Raw genomic sequence first — 22604 nt, 5'->3', positions numbered from 1 at the left:
GGATTTGTAATATGCCGTTCAGGTTGCAGACATTTTCTTGGCGCACACATCTTGCCGACAATGCACGCGCGCAGATGAGGGGCTCATGAAGATTCTGCTGGTGGAAGACGATCTAAAAACCGCGGACTATATCGCGCGTGGGCTCAACGAGGCCGGTCATAGCTGCGAGATTATCAAAGACGGCACAGACGCGCTTTTCCAGATCACCAGGGAGCCCTACGACGTTCTCGTTGTCGATAGGATGATCCCCGGTCTGGACGGGCTCTCGCTGGTGAAGGCGGCAAGGGCTGCCAAGGTCAAGACGCCGGCTTTATTTCTGACATCGCTGAGCGGCGTCGATGACCGGGTCGAGGGCCTTGAGGCCGGCGGCGACGATTATCTCACAAAGCCATTCGCATTTTCCGAACTCATCGCTCGCCTGAATGCGCTGGCGCGCCGGCCGCCCGTCCAAGATCAGAAAACCGTTCTGAAAATCGCGGATCTGGAGCTTGATATCGCCAAGCGCAAAGTCCTGAGGCAGGGAGTTTCCATTGACCTCCAACCTCGTGAATTTACTCTACTGGAAGTACTCATGCGTGGCGAAGGCCGAGTCCTGACGCGAACGATGCTTCTGGAACGCGTCTGGGATTTCCATTTTGATCCGAAGACCAGTGTCGTCGAAACCCATATCAGCAGACTGAGGGGCAAGATCGACAAACCATTCGACGTGCCGCTTCTCCACACCATAAGAAACACCGGATATTGCATCCATGCACCGCGGTAGGCTGTTGCGCAGCACGCCTTTTCGGCTTGCGCTTTCCTTCGGGCTCTTCTTCATTCTCGCCTTTCTCATGACCGGGCTGGCGGCTTACGGCCTGATGAAGCGCGAACTTGCAAGATCGCTCGACGTCTCGATCAGAGACACCTATTCGGTCGCCGCGTCGACTTTTTCAACGAACGACCTTGAGGATCTCGTCGCTGCCGTGTCGACCTACTCGGCCCTGAAGAGGCCCGAAGACCAGGTCTTTCTCCTGCTTGGTTCGAAGGGAGAAAAGCTTGCGGGCAATGTCAATGCAGCCCCCGTGGAACCGGGTATCTCAACCATCCCGGCAGCGCAGTTGGGCATGCAAGACGGAGATCCTGTAAGGGTCATGGCCGGCAGCATTGGCGGCAATAAGCTGATTGTCGGCCAAAGCTATCGCGAAATCGATCGGATCGAACAAATCGCGCTGATGAGTTTTATCTGGGCCTCGGTCATCATTGTAGCGACGGTGATTTTGGGAGGAAGCGTACTGGCAAGGCGCACGCAACAGCGGCTTGATTCCATTGAACAAACCATGATCGAAGTCTCTGCCGGCAATCTTCTGCGGCGAATCCCTATCCGCGGCAATGGCGACGATATCGATGTAGTCTCCACCCACATGAATCAGGCTCTCGCGCGCCTTTCGGGGCTTGTGGAAGGAATGAGGCAGGTTAGCGCGGATATTGCGCACGATCTGAAGACTCCGCTCAATCGCCTGGGCTTGACGATCGAGCGGTCGCTCCAGCGATTGGGGAAATCCAAAGACGTCGAAGACCTTATGTTTGACGCCAGAGACGAGATTGCCAGGATCAATGCTACCTTCGAGGCTCTGCTTCGGATTTCGCAGATCGAGGCTGGCGCGCGGAAGACACGTTTCAAAGCGGTGAGCCTCTGGGACATCATGAGCTCCGTCGCAGAGATCTATACCGATGTCGCCGATGATAACCTGCAGACCCTGAAACTAGCCCGCGTCGACGGCGATGCTTGTATCATCAATGGCGACAGGGAATTGCTCACACAGCTCTTTGTCAATCTCGTCGAAAACGCGATAACCCATTGCCCCCGCGACACCACGATCATCCTGTCGCTCTCACATGACGCAGATATCTATCGCGCAAGCGTCAGCGACAACGGAAGCGGCATACCCGAAGGCGAACGCGAGTTGGTGTTCCGGCGGCTCTACCGGCTCGACAAAAGCCGAACGACCCCCGGGAGTGGGCTGGGCCTCAGTCTTGTCAAGGCGATTGCCGATCTTCATGCGGCGAGTATCGCGCTTGAGGACAATCATCCTGGGCTGCGGGTTGCACTGAATTTTCCAAAAGCTTGAGCCGCTTGTCTCATGTTTCGGCCGTTCTCACGGCTCAACCTGCGCGTCTCCATGTAATCATGGAACTGGTGATGTAGTTCCAACCTGCGCCGATGACGGCGCCAGCCAGACCCGCAAGCCACCATTGCGGCTCCTGGCTGTAAAATAGCGACGACACGCCGGTCCCCGCGAGAACTCCGATGCTGCAGAATGCGGAAAACAACAGCAGGCCCGTTGCGAAGCGCACGCCGCGACGACGGCGATCTCTATATGTCAAAGCATTGTTGAATGTGTAGTTCGAGACGACTGCGGCCAACATTGCGGCGGCCTGGCTGACCGGAAATGCCAACCCTCCCAGCAGGAACAACCGCAGCATGGTCAAATGAACGACAACACCGCTCAGGCCGACCATACCGAACAGCAGCATTCTGGAGGAGACGATGTCACCAGACCATTTTGCGACGAGGAGCCCGATATATTCGAATATCACCGAGGCATCCAGCTTGCTCTCGCCGTGAATCCTCGGCCGAAACACATATGAAACCTCCCCGATGTTCAGGGGTACCGGCGATGAAGCGAGAATATCCAGCAGGATCTTGAAGCCCTGCTGCGATAGCTTCGGAGCAAGCTCGTCGATCAGCGTTCGCCTGACCATGAAGAACCCGCTCATCGGATCGGACGTTTCTATATTCAGCAGGCGCTTTGCAATTCGGATGGCCACCTGGCTACCAGCTTGACGAATACGATTGAAACCTTCCTCCGACGATCCTTCTCCACCATATCTCGTTGCAACGACGAGATCGCTGTGATTGCGACGCATCATCGAGAGCATGGCTGCCAATCGTGTTTCATCATGCTGCAGATCGGCATCCATGACGGCAACGATGGGAGCGGATGTCGAGAGAATACCCTCAAGACAAGCGCCGGCCAGGCCACGTCGATGGATCCGCCGTATCCCGCGGATGCGGCGATCACCAACGGAAAGGCTTCGCACCACCTCGACGGTCTTGTCGCTTGAATCATCGTCAACGAAAATGACCTCCCAGGCGATACCGACAAGGGCAGCCCGAAGCCGCTCGATCAGCGGCACGATATTCTCGCGTTCGTTGAAGGTGGGTATCACGATGGATAGCTCGATGCCGTCCTGCCGCGGACTTTCGCTCTGGGTCGGCGTCAAAGCCTCGGGCCATACTCCGAGAGGAGCCAAAAGAGAAGAATTCATGTGCCTCTGAGAGTCCATGGAAGGAAGGGCGAGTGGCATCGACGAATTTGCAAAGGCTCAAGTCGAACGCATGCGATCGCCTTCGCGCCCATGAACTCAACGTCCCTCTACGAACCTTCGCCGCTCATTAACTCGCCATGACGCGAGCGACTTCGATATGGTGAATATGCCATGCTCACCTGACAATACTCTGAATTTGCGTGGAAATTCGACCTCAACCAGTTTACCGCACATGTAGCCGGCGCAGAAAATCTCTAGCCGCCAGACGATGAGCGACATTGCATTCCCGTGCTCCCGCAACTGCCGAGATCATAGCCAATGCGGTAATAGAAGCTTCCGACGACGGTGCCGTTTTTTCTCACAATCTGTTCCTGAATATCGGTGAGGCGTGAGAAGTATTGAGGGATGTCATCTTGCTCCAATTCGTTTCGCTTTACGGAAACGAGCACTGCCGTATTTCCTTTTACGGTTTCGGTGGGGTGCCAGATGTCGTACATCAAGCTACTACCGCCGATTGGGCTCAACCCCACCGAATTGTCTCGATTTCCCTGTGGCTGGCGCGCATAGAAGGCCATTTCGCTTGCAAGGAAGTACTTGTCGGTCCCGATCAGCACCACGGGAACCGTGCTCTCTTTGGCCACCGCCGCCTCAATCGCGCCGACCGCTTGGCCGAACTCGCTCCACGCGACTGGCAATGTACGAATGTTGTTGATGTAGCCGACCCCTGGGAAACCCAGAACCACATAGTGAAACAGCACCGCATAGACCGCGGTTGCAATGCCGATCGTCGGTATCCATGCGCGCCTCAGACGGCTGCCGGACAATTGCGTTCCGCCCACGGTGCCAACGAGTGTGGAGGCGACAAAGGGTAGGACCGCGAGCCATAAAGGACCCGTCCAGTTCGGCTTGTTTTCGTGGAAGAGGCTGAAGAGTATGAATACGCTCAGTGGAACGAGTGTGAAGAGGAGAAGGAAGAGCCCTCTGGATGCGCCGGTTCGAGACAGGACGGCAGACATATTCGCCTTCAGGCAAACGATCGAGGCAATCAGCCCTGTGGGAGTCAGGAGGACGACTACGCTTATGATCAACGACGGCAGCGTGAACTGAAACGCACCACTTACACGCCTGCTTCCCTGGAACGCGAAGGACATCCATTGATGCGTCGCATTCCAATAGATAACGGGAGAAAACAGCAAGGCGGCCACAGCAGCTGCGAGATACGGCTCTCTTCGATAAAGCCAGCGACGCGCTCCCGGTTCAATAAGGATGAAAAGCAATGCTGCTGGACCGAGCAGCAATATTGTATACTTCGATAACAAGCCTATACCAAGCGACATACCCGCTCCCAACCAGGCAAGTCGCTTTTCTCCAAGCAGAGCTCGTTCCAGAAAAAATAATGTGGCCGCCCATGCGGCCGTCAACGGAGCATCCGGCATCATTAGAAAACCGGTCGAAAAATAGAACGGCACAGCGGAGACCAGCACGGCGCAGACGATCGCGGTAACCTTATCAAACAGATTTTGTGTGAGATAGAAGGAAAAAATCGCAGTTAATAACCAGCAGCAATACGCACCGATACGAACACCAAACTCATTATCTCCAAAAAGATAAGTTCCCAACCAGATCATCCACGCGACCATCGGTGGGTGATCGAGATAACCGATATCCAGATGCTGAGAATAGTTCCAATAATAGGCCTCTTCAGGAAGGAGATTAGCGGAACCAAGAAATATAAGACGAAGCGCAAGAAGATAGATGATAATGCCTGCAGCCGCCAAATATTTCCGCTTCTCAATAGAGATTGTCGGCCACAGGAAAACCGCATCCGCCAGCAAACCAATGGCGGCGCTCGTGAATACCGTAATTGCAGCTGAAAAGATAATAGGAAAGCCGAGAGTTGCCATTACAACAACCAGGATTCCACCCCTCAGGCCAAGTATTAAAATTCTGATAAAGAGGAAAATTATCAATTGCTCAAAACGAGAGCTGCCTCTGGCATCACTATCAATTTTTGCCGGGATTTCACCAGTTCCGATACACACCAAGTACAAGATGGAGCCGCAAGCAAAGCTCAAAACGTGAGCCTTCATCGGATCGATTCCAGCTCGGATCGACATCAGGAGAATAATATAATCGAGAAGCGCGCAAATCATGCCGACAACGAATAGGCGCATGATAGCGTGCTTGTGTGTGGCCGCTAGAGCCTGAACCTGTTGCACGATAATATCCGATCTCAAGTTTTTCTTTTATTCGCCATCGGCCGGTGCATATCGGTGAGATCTCAGGCTAACACTCCACCGGGGCGAGGCCTGATCAAGAACAGCCTGCATTATTTGACAGTCATCCTGGCGAAGGTCAGCACACGGTGAGCAGCACCCTACTGGACGGGCGCTCTTTCATGACGCGCCACTCAGCGCCCGCCGCTATTGTACGCTGGCACCGTTGACGAGCTCGGCCTGCGCCTGTCTCTTGTCCTGAGCCTCGATGTTCTGCCAGCTCCTATCCATGGCATAGGCGGCTGAGACGATAGGAATGCCGACATGTCCGTAGTAGAAGGACAATTGGCCTTCAGCGCGGGCCTCATCCAGCCCGGCAATTTTCCGCACATAAAGTGCGGAGGCCAATCCGCTTCGATCAGAACCCGAGAGACAGTGAATAAGGATGGGTTTCGGTGCCGAAGCCATCAGCTCGACAAGGCGCTGCGCCTTTTCAGGCGAAACGGCCTTCGTGGCCGACATGCTAAAATCAATGTGACTTACACCTAGGCTCTGAGCCGTCGCGACCTCGCCATCATACCAAGCCTTGCCTGGATGGGTCCCACGCAGATTAATGACAGTCTTGATTCCATTTTTTTGTATATAGGACGCAAGTTCCTCGGGCGTTGGTTGCGCCGAACGGTAAATTTGGCCGTCAATCACCGAATGAAAGTTCCCCGTGACCTGGAGAAAGCCAGCATAGGCTGCGCAACTCCCGCCAAGAATTCCGATGGCGCCGAGTGCAGCCAGAACCACCTTGCGAAATACAGTCATTGATCTTCAGCCGTTTCTTCTGTGATGCTGGCATGACATGCAGGAAGAGCCTGACAAACGCCTGAACGGTGGTTGTGCAAGAACAAGAAATCGCAGATGTCTACAGCCGGGACGGATTTAGAGCAGGCACGCGGCTTGGTTCCAAGCCGGCCAGCAGGTCGATCCGATGCGTCAGTTTCTCCAGGCGAAAGGGCTTTATTAGATAGTCGGCAGCGCCCAGCCGCTTCGCTTCGAGCCGATCTGACAATTGGTCGAACGCCGACATGATGATGGTCGGGCACCGAGCCAGCCCGCGACGTAACAGGTCGAACCCGTCGCCGTCCGGAAGCCGCCGATCAAGGCAAATGATATCGAAGGACATGCGGCATAGGATATCCGCACCAAGCCGATAGCCCGTTACCCAGATCACGTCCCATCCCATCGACGACAGGTGCTCCTGAAGAGCGCCGCCTAACAGAATATTGTCTTCCACAAGCAGTATCCGCAACCCAGATCTCCCTTCGCGCGGACAGCAATGCTCCAGTTTACTGACAGGCAGATGAATCCGGCTGAATAGTTGCCTCGGCCACTTTATCGGTCACGCCCCTCCATCCTCGAACGGACCCTCCAGGTGTCACGCGCTGACCTTACGAAACCGTATAGCTCAGGCAAAAGCAGGGTAATCAACAGCCGCCAGTCTTCGCTGCGGCGCAACCGTCGCGCCAGATGTTGGAGACACCCTCATGAAAAAGACGCTTATCATCATTTCCCTGGCTTTTGCTCCCACCCTCGCATCGCTCGTGTCGGCGACACCTGTCGTTGCGGCGACCTCACAAGCACTCGGCGACCTCTCACACTTCAAGACAATCGCCAACGACACACTCACTCTTGTGGAGTCCGGCGACATGGTTGCTGCTCAGAAACGCATCACCGATTTTGAGACTGAATGGGATGCGGCGCAATCACGGCTTTATCCGCTCAATCATGAAGAATGGGGCGCGATAGATACGGCAGCGGATGGCGCGATTTCTTCGCTTCGTGCAAAAAAGCCATCCCCCGCCAATGCCAAGCTCGCACTCAAGACGCTGATCAAGGTCATGCAGAATCCGTCGATGAAGTAGGTAATCAATATCTCGACGAGCCTGCAAACCTGATGATTTTGCTCACTCGCATTTGCAGGCCCGGTTGAAAACAAAATGGCCGACCAGAAATCCTGGTCGGCCATTTTGTAAGATGAGCGCTCATCTGAACATCGAAGACGGATAGCCGGATCGACGCTGAGCCCGCGCTGACATTCCGCTAAAGCCGGTCTACCCGGGATTTTTGGTCAATCTCCACCGAGGATCAAAGCATCGTCTTTGTCAAATCGGCGGCTGATCGTCATGTAGACAACGAGCAGGACAATGGCACCAAGAAAGAGAAGGCTGGTGATCGTGGTGCCGAACCCCAACCCTCCGTACTCGCTGGGTTGCGAAAGCAGATCGCCAAAGGATGCGCCAAGCGGGCGGGTAAAGATATAGGCCAGCCAAAAGGCGAGAATGCCATTGAGCTTGAAAAGGTAATAGGCCAGCGCAACGAGGGCGATAATCCCGCCGAAGATATAACCCGTGGTCAAGTAGCCAAGATCGAACCGTTCCGCCACAAGATCGCCTGAGGACGTCCCAAGCGCGAACGTAAAGAGGATCGCAAACCAATAGAAGATTTCACGTCGTGTCGTGAAGATCGTATGGATCGATAGCGTCTTTTCGCTCGCGTACCAGGCGCCGAACGTGAGCGCAAGAGCGATGCTGAAGGCGATCGTTGTCGTCGCAAGCGCGACCCCGAAATTATCGACGAGATTGTCGCTGACCAATGTGCCAACGACGCTGATCATGACCACGGCAAGCCAATAGGCCCAGGGCACGTATTCCTTCTGCGCGAATTGCAGGATAAGTGCGATCGCCAGCAACCCGCACATTATGGCCGATGTCATCGGCAGGCCAAGGCCGAGATTGACCGCCAGATAATCGGCAGCCGTTTCGCCCATGGTCACCGCGAGGAGCTTGATGATCCAAAAATCGACGGTCACATCGGGAACGCGATTCGGTGCCGGAACAATTGGCGTCGTTGATGAGGGCATAGCCTCCTCCTTCTTTCACGAGGATCGCGCGAATGTCACTTGCCCAGGATCTTCATCGCCTGGCTGAAGAATTCGTCGGCGCGCTTGTCGTCGTCGGCATTGCAACGCTCGACACCCTTTGCTTCGAGTTCAGAAATCTTGGCTTTGTCGGTATCGCTTGGCTTGGCGGAGGCTTCGGCCGCGCGTAGCTCTTTCAGCGCTTCCTCGCACGGCACGTTCGCAGCCTGCGCCGCGCCTGCGGAATAGATGCCTACTGCAAGCACAATCATTGGCAAGAAAAGGTTCTTCATCGGAGATGTCCTATAGCTCGATAGTTATCAGAGGCCCTCAATCTCGGGCCTTGCCAGAGCTAAGCTCTAATTCTCGCCAGCACCTGTCCGACGGTTTACAGTTTTGTAAAGTAACCGAAGTGGGCTCTAGAACGCTTGATCGTGGCATTCGATGTAACATCCGTCGCTCTTGAAGAGAGCTGAACCGCTGATTCCGTCAGGAACTCCAGGTTCGTTGTCACATTTTGCTAGCGATACGAATTTATATCCATTCTAGACCAATGAACGAAAAGACCATCAGGGGATGCAATCCCGCTAAGGAGGTTGTTTTGGTGAGCTCTCACTTACAGCCTCGATAAAATAGAGTCAGATCCCTTGACCCAAGCTTCGGAAGTCCGCAACTCCTTTGGAGTCGATGCTGACTCAGCCCTCATTGATGAAGCGAATGAGCTTTCTCGGCGTGACACCTTGCGAGCCTAGAATTGTAGTTATTTCATCGCCAGCCTGCGTTCAAAGGCAAGCTGTAAAGCATGGATGATATCCGCCTTCCCTGGATCGCGACCGAGGTCGACAAGTTCGTCTGGGTCATTGGCCAGATCGAACAGGATCGGTGACGCACCGGGGCCAGTCACGAGACGGAATTGTTAAATCGCCGTTGACCACCACAATGCCGGCGTCACCAACCGCCATCGATTGCAATATTCTGGCCGGAGATCATATCCGAGGCGGGTGAGACGAGAAACAGAACGAGTTCTGCAATATTGGTGGGCTGGATACGTGTCTTGATCGACTGGTTTTCGATAATCCAGTCGTTGTATTGCTGCAGCCGATCGCCGAAGACCCGCTCCTCGGCCTCCGATACAACCGCACCCGGCGACACGCAATTGACACGCACACCGTGCGGTCCAAGTTCCCGCGCCAGCGATTTCGTCAGGCCATATATGGCACCCTTCGAGGCGACATAGGGGACATAGCCATCCCAGCGACCATTGAGGGTGAGCGAGCAGAAATTTACGATCTTGCCGTAGTGCTTTTCCTTCATCTTAGGAGCAACCGCGCGCGTGAGCGCGAAGGCTGCGGAGGAATTGACCCTCAGCTGCTGCTCATATTCCTCCAGAGAAAACTCCTCGAAGGGCTTGTTGATGATCAGTGCGGCATTGTTGATCAGGATGTCGATGCCGCTATGCGCGCGGGAAAGCTCGGCCACCTTTTTCTCGCTGCCGACAAGATCGTTGAGATCCTGCATGACATAGAATGCCGTGCCCGAGGCATTCTCGGCGATGCTCGCGGCGATAGCCTCGCCAGTCTCGGGTTCGGCGCGATCCAGCAGCAGCACCTGCGCCCCGGCCCGGACCAGGATATCGGCCTGGGCGCGTCCGAGCGTTCCCAGTGCTCCGGTCAGCAGCACCGTCTTTCCCGATAATGTCACCATGATTGCCTCACAATAGTTCGTGGACTTCGTCGATCGAAGTTTCGGCGGTTGGCCGGTCGAAAACGATCTCACCACGCGTCATGGCGACGATCCGATCGCATGACTGGAAGACATGCTGCATGTTGTGCGAGATGAAGATGCCGGTCAGCCCCTGCGCTTTCAGGCCACGCACGAAGCCGATCACCTTGTTGGTCTCCTTGACCGAGAGGTGATTGGTCGGTTCATCGAGGATCAGGACTTTCGATCTGAAATGCATTGCCCGCGCGATGGCCACCCCCTGCCGCTGGCCGCCGGACAGTTCCCCCACCAATGCATCCGGAGAGCGCAGATGAAGATCGACGTCAGCGATTGCCTTGACGCTGTCCGCACGCATGCGCTTCTGATCCATGATGCCGAAATTGCCGATGCGCCACTTCATCGGTTCACGACCGATGAACAGGTTGCGAGCAATCGACATTGTGGGAACCATGGAATTGTACTGATAGATCGTCTCCAGCCCATGATGCATCGCATCCTTGGGCGAACGGAAATTGACCTCTTGCCCCTCGATCAGGATCTCGCCGGCATCCTGATGGTGCACACCGGAGAGAATCTTGATCAGCGTCGACTTGCCAGCGCCATTGTCGCCGACCAGGCCGACGGATTCTCCGGGGTTGATGGTCAGGGACACATTCTTGAGCGCATGTACGCCGCTATACCATTTCTGGAGATTGCGGCACTCGATGATCGGGGTTGTCATTTATGCGCCTCCACCTTGATCTTGCGGGACATCTTGCCCATCCAGGCATTGGCGATCACGGCAAACATGGTGAGCATGCCGATTGCGAACTTGAACCAATTGGCATCGACCCGCGAGAGAACGAGACCGTTGTCGATGGTGCGGATGAGCAGGGTGCCGATGATCGCGCCGAATACCGTGCCGATCCCGCCGGCAAGTGCCGTGCCGCCGATGACGGCGGCGGCAACCGCCTGCAACTCCAGCCCCTCGCCAATCGACGGCAACGGCGAGCCCAGACGCAGCACCTGCAACAGGCCCGCAAAACCCGCCAGCATCGAGCAGAGCATGAAGCAGACGATCTTCACACGCCTGACGGGGATACCCATGGATCCCGCTGCCTCGTTGAAACCACCGACGGCGCGGATCCAATTGCCGAAATTCGTGAGAGACAGGAATGCAGCGGCGAGTATTGCGATCAGCGCGAACCACAGGAAGGACATGCGCAGGATCGCTCCCTGCCAGATATAATCGGTGAAGAGCCAGGTCGGCAGATCGTCGGGCAGAAGCGGCGGGAAGCCACCAGAGATAACGATGGTCAGCGACCGCGCCATGAACAGCATGCCAAGCGTGGTGATGAAGCTCGGAATGGAGAACTGCAGCGTAATATAGCCGTTGATCAAGCCGATGAACGCACAGAGCACCAACCCCAGCAGCAGGGCTACGCTGAACGGAATACCATCGTTCAGCATGACAGCCATCGACATCGGCATCAAAGCAAAGACCGAACCGACTGAAAGATCGAATTCACCGCAGATCATCAATATGGTGACGCCGATGGCCACCAGCGCCATTTCCGGCAGAAGACCCATGATGCCACGGATGTTTTCGAACGACAGCAACACACCATTCGACTTGATCTGGAACAGGACGATCAGGATGATCAACAGGGCAAGCCCTGCCAGCTCCGGCTTGTCGAGATAGACTTTCAGAAACCGCTTCATAGGCATATCACTCATGGTTCGGCGTCTTATTCCTGGGAGCAAGACGCCGGATGATGATGGATGGTTGTTGTCTTAACGCAGGCCGCGCTTGGACATTTCCATGATGGCAGGCACGTCTTTCGGTGTGACGATGCCCTGCCCCGTGTCGATGTCCGAGGGAGTAAGACCGGCAGTCTTCCAGAGATAGGCCTCCATGACCGGCATAAAGCCCTGCATGTAAGGCTGCTGGTCGACCTGCACCTGCACATAGCCGGCCTTCATCTGTTGCAAGACCTCAGGCACGAGGTCGAAGCCGCCGAGCAGAACCTTGCCCGGCGCGATGCCGCGGTCCTTCAACACCTTGGCCACCCCTGCTTCCCAGTAACCGGTGTCGAAATAAGCCGTAGTGTTCGGATTGGCGTTGAGATAGGCGCCGATACGGTCGGCCGTGACCGCAAGGTCGGTGGCTGAATCGATCCGCGAGATGTTGACCTCGCGTTCCTTGTGCTCGGCCTTGTATTCCTCGAGGAATTTCGTGACGCCGGCGGCGCGCTGTTCTGACCATGTCTGCCCTGGAGCATTGACGCCGACGAGCAGGTTGAGCGGGCCATCCTTCGGGAAGTTCAGCGACTGGGCCTTGGCAAGTGAGTAACCTGCAGCCACAAAGCTTTGACCAATAAAGGCCTTGCGAGCATTGCCCTTCGCACCCTGGCTGTCGTCGACATTGACGGCAAGCACAAGGATGCCCGCGTCGGTCGCTTCCTTGATCGCCGCGTCATAAGCCTTGTCGTCAACGATGGCGACAAAGATCGCGTCCGGTTTGGTAGCGATCGCCGCCTGCAGATTGGCGACAGCCTGCTCGACGGAGCCTTCGGTCTGAGTCAGGACCAGTTGGCAATTGGCATCAACACGGGTGCAGGCATCGTCAAAACCTTTTTTGACCGACTGCCAGAAGGTGTTCGAGGCCGACGAGTGGCTGATGAATGTGATGTTCAGTCCTGTGGCAGACGCGCCGGAAGCCATAAACGACAGGCCGAGCGCCGTACCGGCGATCAATTTCTTAAGCATGCTTTCCTCCCTCTGTTTTATAATGAATTGCGCTGCGATTATTCCGTGTCGTCGAATAGTTCGGCACGAGAACGGGCAATTGCCGGCAAAGATTTCAGTATCTCGCGCAAGTGCAGCCGCATCGCCTCCTCCGCGACGGCCTTTTCGCCGGTGGCTATGCCTTCGACGATCCTCTCGTGCTGCTCGATCAGCCGTCCGATGTGCATGTCGTCGACGGACAGGAAGCGGACGCGGTCCATCTGCGCCTTGACGCTTTCGATGACGCTCCAGGCATAGGCCTTGCCGGCGGCGGCAGCGAGCGTGTGATGAAAGAGTTCGTCGAGCCTCAGAAAGGCGGCGCGATTGTCATGCGGCACCTTCTTCTGCTCGGCCAGTTGGCGCCGCAGTTCCGCAATCGTTTCGGGTGCATGGCCTTCGGCAACGAGCCGGACGATATCCGCTTCGATCGCCTCGCGGACAAAACGCACATCCATGACCGAAGCCACGGAGATCTTGGTGACGAAGGTGCCGCGCTGCGGCAATACCTGCACCAGCCCCTCCTCCGATAGCTTGATGAAGGCTTCGCGGACCGGCTGTCGGCTGACCGACAAGGACTTGGCCGCATCCGACTCCGACAACCGCTCCCCCGGCAAAAGCTCGGCCTGAATGATCCGTTCGCGCAGGATGCGGTAGACCTGCGGTCCGACGGATTCACCCATCGCGACGACTTTTGGGGATTTGACTGTATGCATGCGGCGACCCTTCTCCCGATGTCTGCCTCAATGCGAATTGTGTACTAACCTACTACCATACAAGTCAAGTGCTTTTGCCGAACTCAGGTCTCAACCTTGGCCATACGACGGGAAACACTGAACTTTTTATCAAGATCTTCGGCCAGTTCGACACCGTGGCCTGGCCCCGGCGGAACGGTGATCATGCCATTGGTGACTGTCGGCAATTGCGTCGTGAGATCGGCGTACCAGGTACGGTAGTAAGCGCGCACACTCTCCTGCACGAGTGCATTCGGTGCATTGAGCGACAGATGCGTCGACGCCGACAAAACGACCGGCCCGGTGCAATCATGCGGAGCAACCGGCAGATGCCAGGCCTCGGCCATGGTGGCGATCTTCTTCGCCTCGGAAATACCGCCGCACCACGAGAGATCGAGCATGACGATGCCGGCGCTCTCTGTCTCCAGCAGGTCGCGGAAGGCCCAGCGCGTCGCAAGCGTCTCGGAGGCGCATAGGGGCGCGCGGCTCGCCGCTGCATAGCGTTTCAGGCTGGAAAGAGAATCCATCTTGATCGGATCCTCATGCCAGAACGTTGCATAGGGTTCGAGCGCGCGGGCAATCTGGATCGCTGGCGTGAGCTGCCACATCGAGTGAAACTCGACCATGATGTCCATCTTGTCTCCGACCCGCTTGCGGATCTTCTCGAAGGGCTCCAGTGCCTTGCGCAGCGCAGGTCCGGAAATATATTGGCCGTCGCTCCCCTCCGCCGCGATATCGAAGGGCCAGATTTTCATGGCCGTGATACCTTCGGACAGTAAGTCCTCGGCCAGCTCGTCGGCGCGCTCGAGAAAGCCATTGAGGTCGTCATAGTCGCGCTTCGGGCCGCCGATGCCGTAATTCTTTGTCTGCTGGCCGCTGGCCTCACGCATATAGGTGTTGCCGGCGCAGGTATTGTAAGTACGGATTTCGCGACGCGAGAAGCCGCCGAGCAATTGCGCGATCGGCAGGTTCGTCGCCTTTCCGAACAGATCCCAGAGACCGATATCGACGGCGGAATTGCCGCGCATTTCGACCCCTGTCGAGCGGAAGCCGAGGTAGCCGGTCAGGTCCTTGGAAATTTTGTCGATCTCCAACGGATCTCGGCCGAGAAGCTTGGGCGCCACGACTTCGTGGATGTAGGCTTCCACCGTTTCGGCCATGAAGAATGTCTCGCCGAGCCCGACCAGACCCTCATCCGTGTGGATTTTCACCCAGAGGATGTTTGGAAATTCCCTGACGCGGATGGTTTCGAACGCGGTGATCTTCATCAGTATACTCCGGCGGCCAACAGGGCCTTTACGGTCAGGTCGAAATGCTCGACCATGGCCGCCTCTCCTCTGCTCGGATCGCCGTTGGCGATTGCCTGCGCGATAGCGAAATGCCCGTCGATGCTCTCCTGTCGCGTTTCGTTGCTGCCACGGCTTGCCCAGCCGATCGGCCAGGTGTGGCGTGTAACAACATGGAAAGAGCCGACGATCAGGGAAAACATCGGATTCTTTGACGCAGCACCGATTGCTTCGTGAAAGGCGATATCGTGCTCCATGACCTTCTGCGGATCGAAGAAATCGTGTTGCATGGCTTCGGCCAAGGCATAAATCTCTGCCGCCTCTCGATCGGTTCGGCGTAGCGCGGCAAGTGACACCGTGCGCCGTTCGATCGTGCGCCGTACATCGAAGATCTGCTGGATCGTCGCCTGGTTGGTATGAACGGCATGATCGGTGATCATCGCCAGCACATCGGCCTTGGGAGCCGCTACTCGAGCTCTGCGGCCGTTGCCGATATCGATCAGCGTCAGAGCCGCAAGCGAACGATAGGCTTCACGTACGATCGTTCGCGATGTGCCGGTCAGTTCCGCAAAGGCGCCTTCGCTCGGCAGTTCATCGCCAACTTGAAGCCCATTGTCGCGGATGAAGACCTTCACGGACTCCATCACTCCGCCGAGCAGGCCTTCAGCCGCACCCTGCCGTTCTCCGACTTCCTTCATGCTCGGCAACATCTCTATCAAGCTTCGTTCCTACCTATCATATAGGTTTAATTTAAGCTTGATTTAGATCGTGACATACCTATTGTCAATCGGAAGTTTCGGGAGTGATTGGGAGGACCTATGCAGGCCAGTGTTTTGTTCGAGGCACAGAATATCGTCGGCGAAAGCATCATCTGGTCGGATGACGAGCACGCGCTTTATTGGGTCGATATCGGCGGCAAGCGCATTCATCGCCTGGAGGTGGAGACAGCAAGGCACGACACCTGGCCCACGCCGGATTTCCCGACGTCGATCGGTATCCGCAAGGCGGGCGGCTTCATCGTCGGCCTCGCTCGCGAAGTCTGCTTCTGGCAGCCCGGTGAGGCATTCGAGACCCTCGCCGTGCCAGAGCCGGACATGCCGGACAACAGGTTGAACGAAGGTCGTGTCGCGCCGGATGGCTCGTTCTGGGTTTCAACGATGCAGAACAATCTCAATCCGGACGGTGCGCCCAAGCATATGGACGCCAATACCGGTGCGGTCTACCGCATCGATCCGTCGGGCACCATCACACGGCTTACTCCGAACGAATACGGCATCACCAACACCATGGGCTGGACGCGCAACAACCGCTTTCTCTTTGCCGACACGCTTGCAAACGAAATCTACTCCTTCGCCTACGATCCCGAAACGAAGATAATCTCTGACCGCCGTACCATCGTCAGCGGCTTCGACCGCGGCCTGCCCGACGGCTCCTGCCTTGATGCGGACGACCACCTCTGGAATTGCCGCGTGGTGGGCGGTGCAGCGATCGCGCGGTTCAGCGCCGAAGGTACACTCAGCACTTTAATCGAGCTGCCGGTTTCCTGGCCGACGAGTTGCACATTCGGCGGCAAGGATTTCTCGACGCTTTACGTGACCTCGGCCCGCTTCACCATGACACCAGAGCATCTCGCAACCCATCCACTCGAAGGCAGCCTGTTGGCGATCGAAACCAGCTTTCGTGGCGTGCCGGAGCCGAAATTCGGATATTGACATACTGGTATGGTAGAATGTTAATAGATCGAATTGCGTGGAGGAGCGCCTGGATATGGAATTTGACGGCAAGAGCATCATCGTCACCGGCGGCAGCCTGGGCATGGGCCGTGCTTGCGCGGAACGCTTCGCCAAGGCCGGAGCGCAGGTTCTGATCGTCTCCAACGACAGGGATTCGGTCGACAAGGCTGTGATGGAGATCGGCGGCAAAACGGCCGGCTTCGTCGGCGACGTCCGCAATTCAACCGACATGAGGAGCGCTGTCGCGCAGGCCGTCGCGAGCTATGGGGGTGTCGATATCCTCACCTGCTGCGCCGGTATCCAGCGCTACGGCACAGTTGTCGACACGCCGGAGGACATTTGGGATGATGTGCTCGACATCAACCTCAAGGGCATCTATCTCGCCGCGAAATATGCCGTTCCGGAAATGAAGAAGCGCGGCGGCGGCGCGATCGTCGCCATTTCCTCGATACAATCCTACGCATCGCAGGCGAATGTCGCCGCCTATACTGCCAGCAAAGGCGGCATCAATGCATTGGTGCGCGCCATGGCGCTTGATCATGCCGCCGATAACATCACCGTCAATACCGTCTGCCCCGCCTCGATCGACACCCCCATGCTGCGTTGGGCGGCCGACCTCTTCAAGGGCGACCTGACTCAGGACGAAATGATCGCCCAATGGGGCAAGGGCCATCCGATCGGCCGTGTCGGCAAGCAAGAGGAGGTGGCGGAGCTCGTCGCCTTCCTCGCCAGCGACAAGGCGCGCTTCATTACCGGCGCCGACATGAAGATCGATGGCGGCACCATGGCCAAGCTCGGTATCGTGCTACCCGACTGATCAATTGCATTCATTCTACGGAGACCTGCATGAAGCGGCCTAAAATCACAGATATCCGCGCCACGACCGTGACCGTGCCGCTCGAAGCGCCGCTTCGCCACTCCAACGGCGCCCATTGGGGACGCTTTGTTCGCACGATCATCGAGGTCGAAACGGATATAGGCATCGTCGGCCTCGGCGAGATGGGTGGCGGTGGCGAAAGCGCAGAGGCCGCATTTCGTGCGCTGAAGACCTACCTCGTTGGGCACGATCCGTTCGAACTTGAGCAACTGCGCTTCAAGATCTGCAACCCCACCGCCAGTCTCTACAACAATCGCACTCAGATGCATGCGGCCATCGAATTCGCCTGCATCGACATTATAGGCAAGTTCCTGGGCGTGCCGGCCTATGACGTGCTCGGCGGCAAGATGCGTGACGAGGTTGGCTTTGCGAGCTATCTCTTCTTCCGCCTGCCCAACAAAGACACCGGCAAGGGCGAGATCCGCACTGCCGACCAGCTGATCGAACAGGCACTCGAGCTGAAGCGCACCCACGGCTTCAAGGCTCATAAATTGAAGAGTGGCGTGTTTCCGCCCGACTATGAGCTCGACGTTTTTCGTGCCCTTGCAAAGGCAGTCGGTACCGATTCCGTTCGCTACGATCCGAACGCGGCCTTCAGCGTCGAAGAGGCGATCCGGTTTGCCAAAGGTATAGAGGACCTCAACAACGACTATTACGAAGATCCGACCTGGGGCCTGAACGGCATGCGGCGGGTGCGCGAGAATACACACATGCCTCTCGCCACCAACACCGTCGTCATCAATTTCGAGCAGCTTGCCACCAATCTGCTGAACCCGGCCGTCGATGTCATCCTGCTCGACACCACCTTCTGGGGCGGCATCCGCCCCTGCATCAAAGCGGCGGGTGTTTGCGAAACCTTCCAGCTCGGCATTGCCGTGCACTCTTCTGGTGAGCTCGGCATCCAGCTTGCCACCATGCTGCATCTCGGCGCGGTGCTGCCGAACCTTGTCTACACAGCCGACGCGCATTACCACCAACTCATCGACGACATCATCGTCGGCGGCCCCATGAAATACGTCAACGGGTCGATCGCCGTGCCGACCGGCCACGGTCTCGGCGTGGAATTGGACCGCGAGAAGCTCGGGAAATATGCGGATCTCTATAAGTCGCTGGGTGGTTATCTCTATGATCGCGACCCAGCCCGCCCCGGTTGGTTTTCGACCACGCCAAATACTCGCTGGGCTGACCCGACCGATGGCCGCATTGTGGACTATTGACAGAGTGGATTGAGACCGGGGCAGCAAGCACTCAGCGTTGACGGCTAGGCCGCCTGCGAGGCTGGGTCGTGCCACCATCCAGGTGCGTGCCCGCTTCCGATATCTTGCCGTTTCGGCGGCAACGAGAAGCCTTTCAGGGGATATCGTCGACCATTCAGCGTCGCCTGAAAACGATGAGGGAATTCATGGAGAAGTTGGCGATGAAGGCAATTCCGATACCGACGATCTTTGCCAGGATCGGCCAGACTCCATAGGCGGCCAGGCAAGAAGTAATCAATACGTTGATCAATAAGCCGACGAGCGCGGCGGCAAGGAAGGACAATCCGCGTGCAACAGATCGCCAATCCGCTGCAAAGACGAAGATCGACGTCGAGATGTAGTTGAAAAGGCAAGCCACGAGGAAGCTTATCGTTGCTGCAACCAGAATGGTGAACCCGAGGCTGTTCAGATAGGAAAAGACGGACACATCGATTATCGCAGCGACACCGCCGGTGACGAGATAACGCGCGAAGGTCGAGCGAATTGCAGACGAACGCAACGACTGCCTCATCAGGCGAGAGATCATCGACGGACCCAGATTTCAACATTTTGCGATGCGGACTGCCGTGTGAAATTGCTGTCGAGAAATTCAGCCAGATTCCGCACATATGGAGAATCTATCTTACGCATATCAAGCCCGTCCGTATTCAAAATGACATGGCTAACGCGCCTCGATGTTATCGCCTCGAAGTTTTTGACCCAGTCATTCAACTGCGTTACCGACGTGCTCGTCAGAACAACGAGATCCGGCTCTCTGGCATTTTCATTCGCTCTCCATTCGGGGCGATACGTGATTTGAAAATAGGGATAGGAGCCCTCGGCTTGATAGTTGCCAAGGCTGACGATGTCCCTATCACCATAGCCGCGCCCACGATGATACCAGGCCTCGAATCCGACATCAATTCCGCCTTGCTCAACGAGGATACGGCCCTCTCTGGCGATACGGCCAAGGCTGAAGGGAATGACCACCGATCCGGCCGGCACGCTCTCCTCTGCCTTCGCAAGATCACGCATGTATTGGCCGAAACGCGCATGGGCAAAAGTCCGCTCCACGCTTGAAACCGCAAGAAATAGCATGGAGAGGCCGAGAAGAGCCACACTCCATCTCCCCTTTGGACTGGCTGTGGCAAACCACAGGAACACCATGTAGTGAGCGACGGGTAGGATACGCTCGGGGATCTGCGGCACGGCTTTCGTCCCGTAAGGCAGCACAACGACCAGCGTCAAGACAGCCGCCGTCCCGGCGAAGGCCCAAGCCGGCGCCAAAGCAATTTTCCTCGCTCTCCATCGTGACAATACCCATCCCAGAGCGATCAAAACCATCATAATGAATGTGACGGCGAGCAACACACGGTCGAAAAGAGAAAACTGCACGACATCGAGACGCATCAGCACTGCATAGATGCTCTTCAGCAGATAGCGATTTGTCTGCTCGCCAACGCTTCCCGAGGACATGGTGCTCATATAGACGCCGATCAGCGCGATGGCGGGGGTTGTCGCCAAGCCCAGCGGCAAAAGCGGCCGTAGCGGCGGCAAGCCGCCTCGGACAAGCTGCCAGACCACAACCCCGATCGCTCCGCCTAGCACTGCGGTGAGAAGGACAAGCACAGACTGCACCTGAACGAAAAAAGCGATCACGGAAAGGATGGCGAACAGCGCCAGATACAGCGGCTTGCCGCCCTGAAGAAAGGCTGTTGCACAGGCCAAGGCCAGAAAAACCGCAGGATAGGCCAGGACGAGGCTGATGGAGCCCATGTAGAGCATGAGCGGCATGGCCACGGGCAAGGCAAGGATTGCCCATTTCCTCTCCTTGCCGAGCAGCGATGGCGTCGTAACGATGAGAACGCAGATCAAAACCGTCGAACACAGCGCGATCAACCATTCTGCTGTGAGCGCTGAGGTTAGCGAAGACACTCTGGTTAGCAGCCAAGGTGCGACGCCATTCGACAGCGTGGGAGCCGCAAGCTCATAAACCGAAGAGACGGTGGGCGCCGCCTTTGCAAGAAGCGCAGCAATGCGACCCGTATCCAGGTGCGCCGGAACATCCTGCGATGGGAATGTGAAGATCAAGGAAAGCGGAAGAAGGACAAAGGCAACCCCGATCAGCGGCGCATATCTAAGCCTGTCCTTCATCGAAGCCTCGCCAATCATAGACGGGCCAGCCAAACTCCCGGGCAAGCATTCTGAGCTTCTTCGTGGGATCTACCGCGCCTGGCCAGCGAGCCGCCGAAAACAGAGGCGCGTCGCTTTCATGGTCCGAATAGAAAAACGTCGGACTGGCATCGAGGCTATGGCGCCGTAAGATCCTTGCCACTGCCGCCGCCTTGGCCGTACCTCGCAGGTTTGGACCATCGAGCTGGCCCGTGATCCTGCCGTCCGCCGACCATGCAACCTTCGTCGCGACAACATCGTCAAATCCAAGTTCACCCGCGAGCGGCACAGTGTAAATATCCAGGCTTGCCGATGCCAGCAGCAGGAAATGACCCTGCCTGCGGTGTTCCGCTACCCTTCGCAAGGCCGCGGATTTCAACATGGTCCTGCGCACGGTCTTAATAAAGCGGGCCGCCGCCTCATCCATGAAATCTCTGGAGCGGCCGCCATAAATGCTCGCCAAGAATAGGCTCTTCAGCTGGTCGTTATTTATGACGTGGGCAAAGAACCGGACCAAGTGAGCCGGCAGCAGACAGGCAGACCCGAGATTGGCCGGTTGCCGCAACCCCTGGATCAGGAAGGCAAGATAGAGATCCTGCCTCGATATTGTCTTATCGAGATCGAATATGGCGACGGCACGCTCAGTCATCATCAATATCTCACCGGTTCCATGAGGATAGCCAGTGCCGGAATATTGATAAAGGTGAGCACGCCAACGCTCGCCGCCAGTGCAAAGACGACGATAACGAGGCTCTTTTCCTTGTAGAGTTTTTCCGGCGCCTGGGCAGCGGAATCCGCCTCCATCGACAGAGAAAAATACTGCGTAAACAAAAGCGCAAACAAAGGAACCGTTAGCAGATATTCTATTCTGTATTTGATCAGGAACACACCCAGAAGCAAGCTCGCGGTCAACGCGTAAAAGAACGATGACAGCAGCAGTGTTCGTTCGGTGTAGACATAGAAGCTGCGGCGATAAGAACCAGCGACTTCCGGATTATTGATCCTGCGGTATTCGCTATACCGCTTCATTGCCATCAAAAAAGCACCACCCATCCAGTAGCAGATCAGCAACGATGACGGTGGCAATTGTCCAGGCAAGATCGCCAGCCAGCCAATTGTCAGTCGTATAGGATTGTTGATGCTTTCCGAGAGTACGTCGAGATAGGCACGATCCTTTGTGCGTACGGGCTCGACATTATAGAGAATTCCCATGAACAAAAGAAATGCAGCTGCAACGACCATAGGCCAGCTTGCTTCGGCGGCGAGCGCAAGACCAATAACGGATAGTGCGGCCCACTGAACAGCGACAAGAGGCGCCCACAAATGCCCCTGTGCACCCGGCCTATTTTTCTTTATCGGATGGAACCGATCGAATTTTGCGTCGAGAAACTCATTGATCGTGTAGTTCGCACTGGCAATCAGGCAGGTGACGATCACGGCGTGAGCGACCAGTAGCGATATCTCCGGGCCGGTGCGGCCACTCAGCGTGATCGCCAGAGCGCAGCCCGGAAGAACAAATATGTTCTTCACCCAATGATCAGGCCTGGCAATTTTGAGATAGTCGCGCCAGCTCGATGCTGGACGCGCAAATTTAATCGCGTCCCTCATACTGTCTCCCCTATTTTTAGATTATATTATGTCTTTCTGCG

Annotated in this window: 23 protein-coding genes; 6 read left to right on the top strand and 17 right to left on the bottom strand. The window is 56.5% G+C overall.

The window, feature by feature from the left end:
• Positions 1–85 precede the first annotated feature (85 nt).
• Positions 86–763: a response regulator transcription factor gene (locus BSK43_RS16965; protein ID WP_077471657.1), complete on the top strand. Its 678-nt coding sequence runs from the start codon at positions 86–88 to the stop codon at positions 761–763.
• On the top strand, positions 750–2108 hold the full coding sequence (locus tag BSK43_RS16960) for a HAMP domain-containing sensor histidine kinase (protein ID WP_077471656.1): 1359 nt from the start codon (positions 750–752) through the stop codon (positions 2106–2108). The genes BSK43_RS16965 and BSK43_RS16960 overlap by 14 nt, the downstream gene beginning before the upstream one ends.
• Before the next feature lie 34 nt (positions 2109–2142).
• On the opposite strand, the gene BSK43_RS16955 is transcribed toward BSK43_RS16960, so the two are convergent.
• The 4 genes from BSK43_RS16955 to BSK43_RS16940 form a co-directional block, all read right to left on the bottom strand.
• Complete coding sequence (locus BSK43_RS16955) at positions 2143–3309, bottom strand: glycosyltransferase family 2 protein (protein WP_068396714.1); 1167 nt, start codon at positions 3307–3309, stop codon at positions 2143–2145.
• Positions 3310–3563: 254 nt separating this feature from the next.
• Complete coding sequence (locus tag BSK43_RS16950) at positions 3564–5528, bottom strand: glycosyltransferase family 39 protein (RefSeq protein ID WP_077471654.1); 1965 nt, start codon at positions 5526–5528, stop codon at positions 3564–3566.
• A gap of 204 nt (positions 5529–5732) precedes the next feature.
• Positions 5733–6338 (bottom strand): dual specificity protein phosphatase family protein, encoded by a 606-nt coding sequence (locus BSK43_RS16945; RefSeq protein ID WP_077471653.1) that lies wholly within the window; start codon positions 6336–6338, stop codon positions 5733–5735.
• Positions 6339–6438: 100 nt separating this feature from the next.
• Positions 6439–6810: a response regulator gene (locus BSK43_RS16940; protein ID WP_169055419.1), complete on the bottom strand. Its 372-nt coding sequence runs from the start codon at positions 6808–6810 to the stop codon at positions 6439–6441.
• Between the two features lie 250 nt (positions 6811–7060).
• On the opposite strand from BSK43_RS16940, the gene BSK43_RS16935 reads away from it, so the two are divergent.
• Positions 7061–7438 (top strand): hypothetical protein, encoded by a 378-nt coding sequence (locus BSK43_RS16935; RefSeq protein ID WP_077471651.1) that lies wholly within the window; start codon positions 7061–7063, stop codon positions 7436–7438.
• Positions 7439–7644: 206 nt separating this feature from the next.
• Here the strand turns inward: BSK43_RS16935 and BSK43_RS16930 are convergent, their stop codons facing one another.
• From BSK43_RS16930 to BSK43_RS16890, 9 genes are all read right to left on the bottom strand, one after another.
• Entirely contained in the window at positions 7645–8436 is a 792-nt protein-coding gene (locus tag BSK43_RS16930; protein WP_077471650.1) for a hypothetical protein, read from the bottom strand.
• A 35-nt stretch (positions 8437–8471) separates the two neighbouring features.
• Positions 8472–8726, bottom strand: coding sequence for a hypothetical protein (locus tag BSK43_RS16925; RefSeq protein ID WP_077471649.1), 255 nt, complete (start codon positions 8724–8726; stop codon positions 8472–8474).
• 655 nt (positions 8727–9381) lie between these two features.
• Positions 9382–10137 carry an SDR family oxidoreductase gene (locus tag BSK43_RS16920; RefSeq protein ID WP_077471648.1) on the bottom strand — a complete coding sequence of 252 codons (756 nt, stop codon included), beginning with the start codon at positions 10135–10137 and terminating at the stop codon, positions 9382–9384.
• Positions 10138–10144: 7 nt separating this feature from the next.
• Positions 10145–10876 carry an ATP-binding cassette domain-containing protein gene (locus BSK43_RS16915; RefSeq protein ID WP_077471647.1) on the bottom strand — a complete coding sequence of 244 codons (732 nt, stop codon included), beginning with the start codon at positions 10874–10876 and terminating at the stop codon, positions 10145–10147.
• Positions 10873–11856, bottom strand: coding sequence for an ABC transporter permease (locus BSK43_RS16910; protein ID WP_077471646.1), 984 nt, complete (start codon positions 11854–11856; stop codon positions 10873–10875). Before BSK43_RS16910 ends, BSK43_RS16915 begins: the two co-directional genes overlap by 4 nt.
• Before the next feature lie 72 nt (positions 11857–11928).
• Complete coding sequence (locus tag BSK43_RS16905; RefSeq protein WP_077471645.1) at positions 11929–12903, bottom strand: sugar ABC transporter substrate-binding protein; 975 nt, start codon at positions 12901–12903, stop codon at positions 11929–11931.
• 38 nt (positions 12904–12941) lie between these two features.
• Entirely contained in the window at positions 12942–13634 is a 693-nt protein-coding gene (locus BSK43_RS16900) for a GntR family transcriptional regulator (RefSeq protein WP_077471644.1), read from the bottom strand.
• A gap of 83 nt (positions 13635–13717) precedes the next feature.
• Positions 13718–14920 (bottom strand): mandelate racemase/muconate lactonizing enzyme family protein, encoded by a 1203-nt coding sequence (locus BSK43_RS16895; protein WP_077471643.1) that lies wholly within the window; start codon positions 14918–14920, stop codon positions 13718–13720.
• On the bottom strand, positions 14920–15648 hold the full coding sequence (locus tag BSK43_RS16890; RefSeq protein ID WP_169055424.1) for a FadR/GntR family transcriptional regulator: 729 nt from the start codon (positions 15646–15648) through the stop codon (positions 14920–14922). Before BSK43_RS16890 ends, BSK43_RS16895 begins: the two co-directional genes overlap by 1 nt.
• Before the next feature lie 108 nt (positions 15649–15756).
• Here BSK43_RS16890 and BSK43_RS16885 point away from each other — a divergent pair, with 108 nt between their 5' ends.
• The 3 genes from BSK43_RS16885 to BSK43_RS16875 are packed head-to-tail and all read left to right on the top strand — an operon-like array spanning position 15757 to position 18765.
• Positions 15757–16650, top strand: coding sequence for an SMP-30/gluconolactonase/LRE family protein (locus BSK43_RS16885; RefSeq protein ID WP_077471642.1), 894 nt, complete (start codon positions 15757–15759; stop codon positions 16648–16650).
• A gap of 55 nt (positions 16651–16705) precedes the next feature.
• On the top strand, positions 16706–17488 hold the full coding sequence (locus tag BSK43_RS16880; protein ID WP_077471641.1) for a glucose 1-dehydrogenase: 783 nt from the start codon (positions 16706–16708) through the stop codon (positions 17486–17488).
• Positions 17489–17517: 29 nt separating this feature from the next.
• On the top strand, positions 17518–18765 hold the full coding sequence (locus BSK43_RS16875) for an enolase C-terminal domain-like protein (RefSeq protein WP_077471640.1): 1248 nt from the start codon (positions 17518–17520) through the stop codon (positions 18763–18765).
• A 154-nt stretch (positions 18766–18919) separates the two neighbouring features.
• Here the strand turns inward: BSK43_RS16875 and BSK43_RS16870 are convergent, their stop codons facing one another.
• Genes BSK43_RS16870 through BSK43_RS16855 form a run of 4 tightly spaced genes read right to left on the bottom strand, consistent with a single transcriptional unit; the run spans position 18920 to position 22563 of the window.
• Positions 18920–19303, bottom strand: coding sequence for a GtrA family protein (locus tag BSK43_RS16870; protein ID WP_169055418.1), 384 nt, complete (start codon positions 19301–19303; stop codon positions 18920–18922).
• A 23-nt stretch (positions 19304–19326) separates the two neighbouring features.
• A complete protein-coding gene (locus BSK43_RS16865) occupies positions 19327–20937 on the bottom strand; it encodes a hypothetical protein (protein ID WP_077471638.1) in 1611 nt (536 codons plus the stop codon).
• The gene (locus tag BSK43_RS16860; protein ID WP_077471637.1) at positions 20921–21607 is read right to left on the bottom strand and encodes an HAD-IB family hydrolase; all 687 of its coding nucleotides are present in this window, start codon (positions 21605–21607) and stop codon (positions 20921–20923) included. Before BSK43_RS16860 ends, BSK43_RS16865 begins: the two co-directional genes overlap by 17 nt.
• Positions 21607–22563 (bottom strand): UbiA prenyltransferase family protein, encoded by a 957-nt coding sequence (locus tag BSK43_RS16855; protein ID WP_077471636.1) that lies wholly within the window; start codon positions 22561–22563, stop codon positions 21607–21609. Before BSK43_RS16855 ends, BSK43_RS16860 begins: the two co-directional genes overlap by 1 nt.
• Between the last annotated feature and the right edge of the window lie 41 nt (positions 22564–22604).

This window comes from Rhizobium sp. P44RR-XXIV (assembly GCF_001999485.2).
Taxonomy (GTDB): Bacteria; Pseudomonadota; Alphaproteobacteria; order Rhizobiales; family Rhizobiaceae; genus Rhizobium.
Note: the sequence above shows the minus strand (reverse complement) of the source record. Positions and strands in the feature narration are given on the sequence as shown.

Bases quoted from the DNA above. Each gene is read 5' to 3' on its own strand.
- BSK43_RS16965 (WP_077471657.1), top strand. From the start codon at position 86: ATGAAGATTCTGCTGGTGGAAGACGATCTAAAAACCGCGGACTATATC.
- BSK43_RS16960 (WP_077471656.1), top strand. From the start codon at position 750: ATGCACCGCGGTAGGCTGTTGCGCAGCACGCCTTTTCGGCTTGCGCTT.
- BSK43_RS16955 (WP_068396714.1), bottom strand. From the start codon at position 3,309: ATGAATTCTTCTCTTTTGGCTCCTCTCGGAGTATGGCCCGAGGCTTTG.
- BSK43_RS16945 (WP_077471653.1), bottom strand. From the start codon at position 6,338: ATGACTGTATTTCGCAAGGTGGTTCTGGCTGCACTCGGCGCCATCGGA.
- BSK43_RS16935 (WP_077471651.1), top strand. From the start codon at position 7,061: ATGAAAAAGACGCTTATCATCATTTCCCTGGCTTTTGCTCCCACCCTC.
- BSK43_RS16930 (WP_077471650.1), bottom strand. From the start codon at position 8,436: ATGCCCTCATCAACGACGCCAATTGTTCCGGCACCGAATCGCGTTCCC.
- BSK43_RS16925 (WP_077471649.1), bottom strand. From the start codon at position 8,726: ATGAAGAACCTTTTCTTGCCAATGATTGTGCTTGCAGTAGGCATCTAT.
- BSK43_RS16920 (WP_077471648.1), bottom strand. From the start codon at position 10,137: ATGGTGACATTATCGGGAAAGACGGTGCTGCTGACCGGAGCACTGGGA.
- BSK43_RS16915 (WP_077471647.1), bottom strand. From the start codon at position 10,876: ATGACAACCCCGATCATCGAGTGCCGCAATCTCCAGAAATGGTATAGC.
- BSK43_RS16910 (WP_077471646.1), bottom strand. From the start codon at position 11,856: ATGAAGCGGTTTCTGAAAGTCTATCTCGACAAGCCGGAGCTGGCAGGG.
- BSK43_RS16905 (WP_077471645.1), bottom strand. From the start codon at position 12,903: ATGCTTAAGAAATTGATCGCCGGTACGGCGCTCGGCCTGTCGTTTATG.
- BSK43_RS16900 (WP_077471644.1), bottom strand. From the start codon at position 13,634: ATGCATACAGTCAAATCCCCAAAAGTCGTCGCGATGGGTGAATCCGTC.
- BSK43_RS16895 (WP_077471643.1), bottom strand. From the start codon at position 14,920: ATGAAGATCACCGCGTTCGAAACCATCCGCGTCAGGGAATTTCCAAAC.
- BSK43_RS16890 (WP_169055424.1), bottom strand. From the start codon at position 15,648: ATGTTGCCGAGCATGAAGGAAGTCGGAGAACGGCAGGGTGCGGCTGAA.
- BSK43_RS16885 (WP_077471642.1), top strand. From the start codon at position 15,757: ATGCAGGCCAGTGTTTTGTTCGAGGCACAGAATATCGTCGGCGAAAGC.
- BSK43_RS16880 (WP_077471641.1), top strand. From the start codon at position 16,706: ATGGAATTTGACGGCAAGAGCATCATCGTCACCGGCGGCAGCCTGGGC.
- BSK43_RS16875 (WP_077471640.1), top strand. From the start codon at position 17,518: ATGAAGCGGCCTAAAATCACAGATATCCGCGCCACGACCGTGACCGTG.
- BSK43_RS16865 (WP_077471638.1), bottom strand. From the start codon at position 20,937: ATGAAGGACAGGCTTAGATATGCGCCGCTGATCGGGGTTGCCTTTGTC.
- BSK43_RS16860 (WP_077471637.1), bottom strand. From the start codon at position 21,607: ATGATGACTGAGCGTGCCGTCGCCATATTCGATCTCGATAAGACAATA.
- BSK43_RS16855 (WP_077471636.1), bottom strand. From the start codon at position 22,563: ATGAGGGACGCGATTAAATTTGCGCGTCCAGCATCGAGCTGGCGCGAC.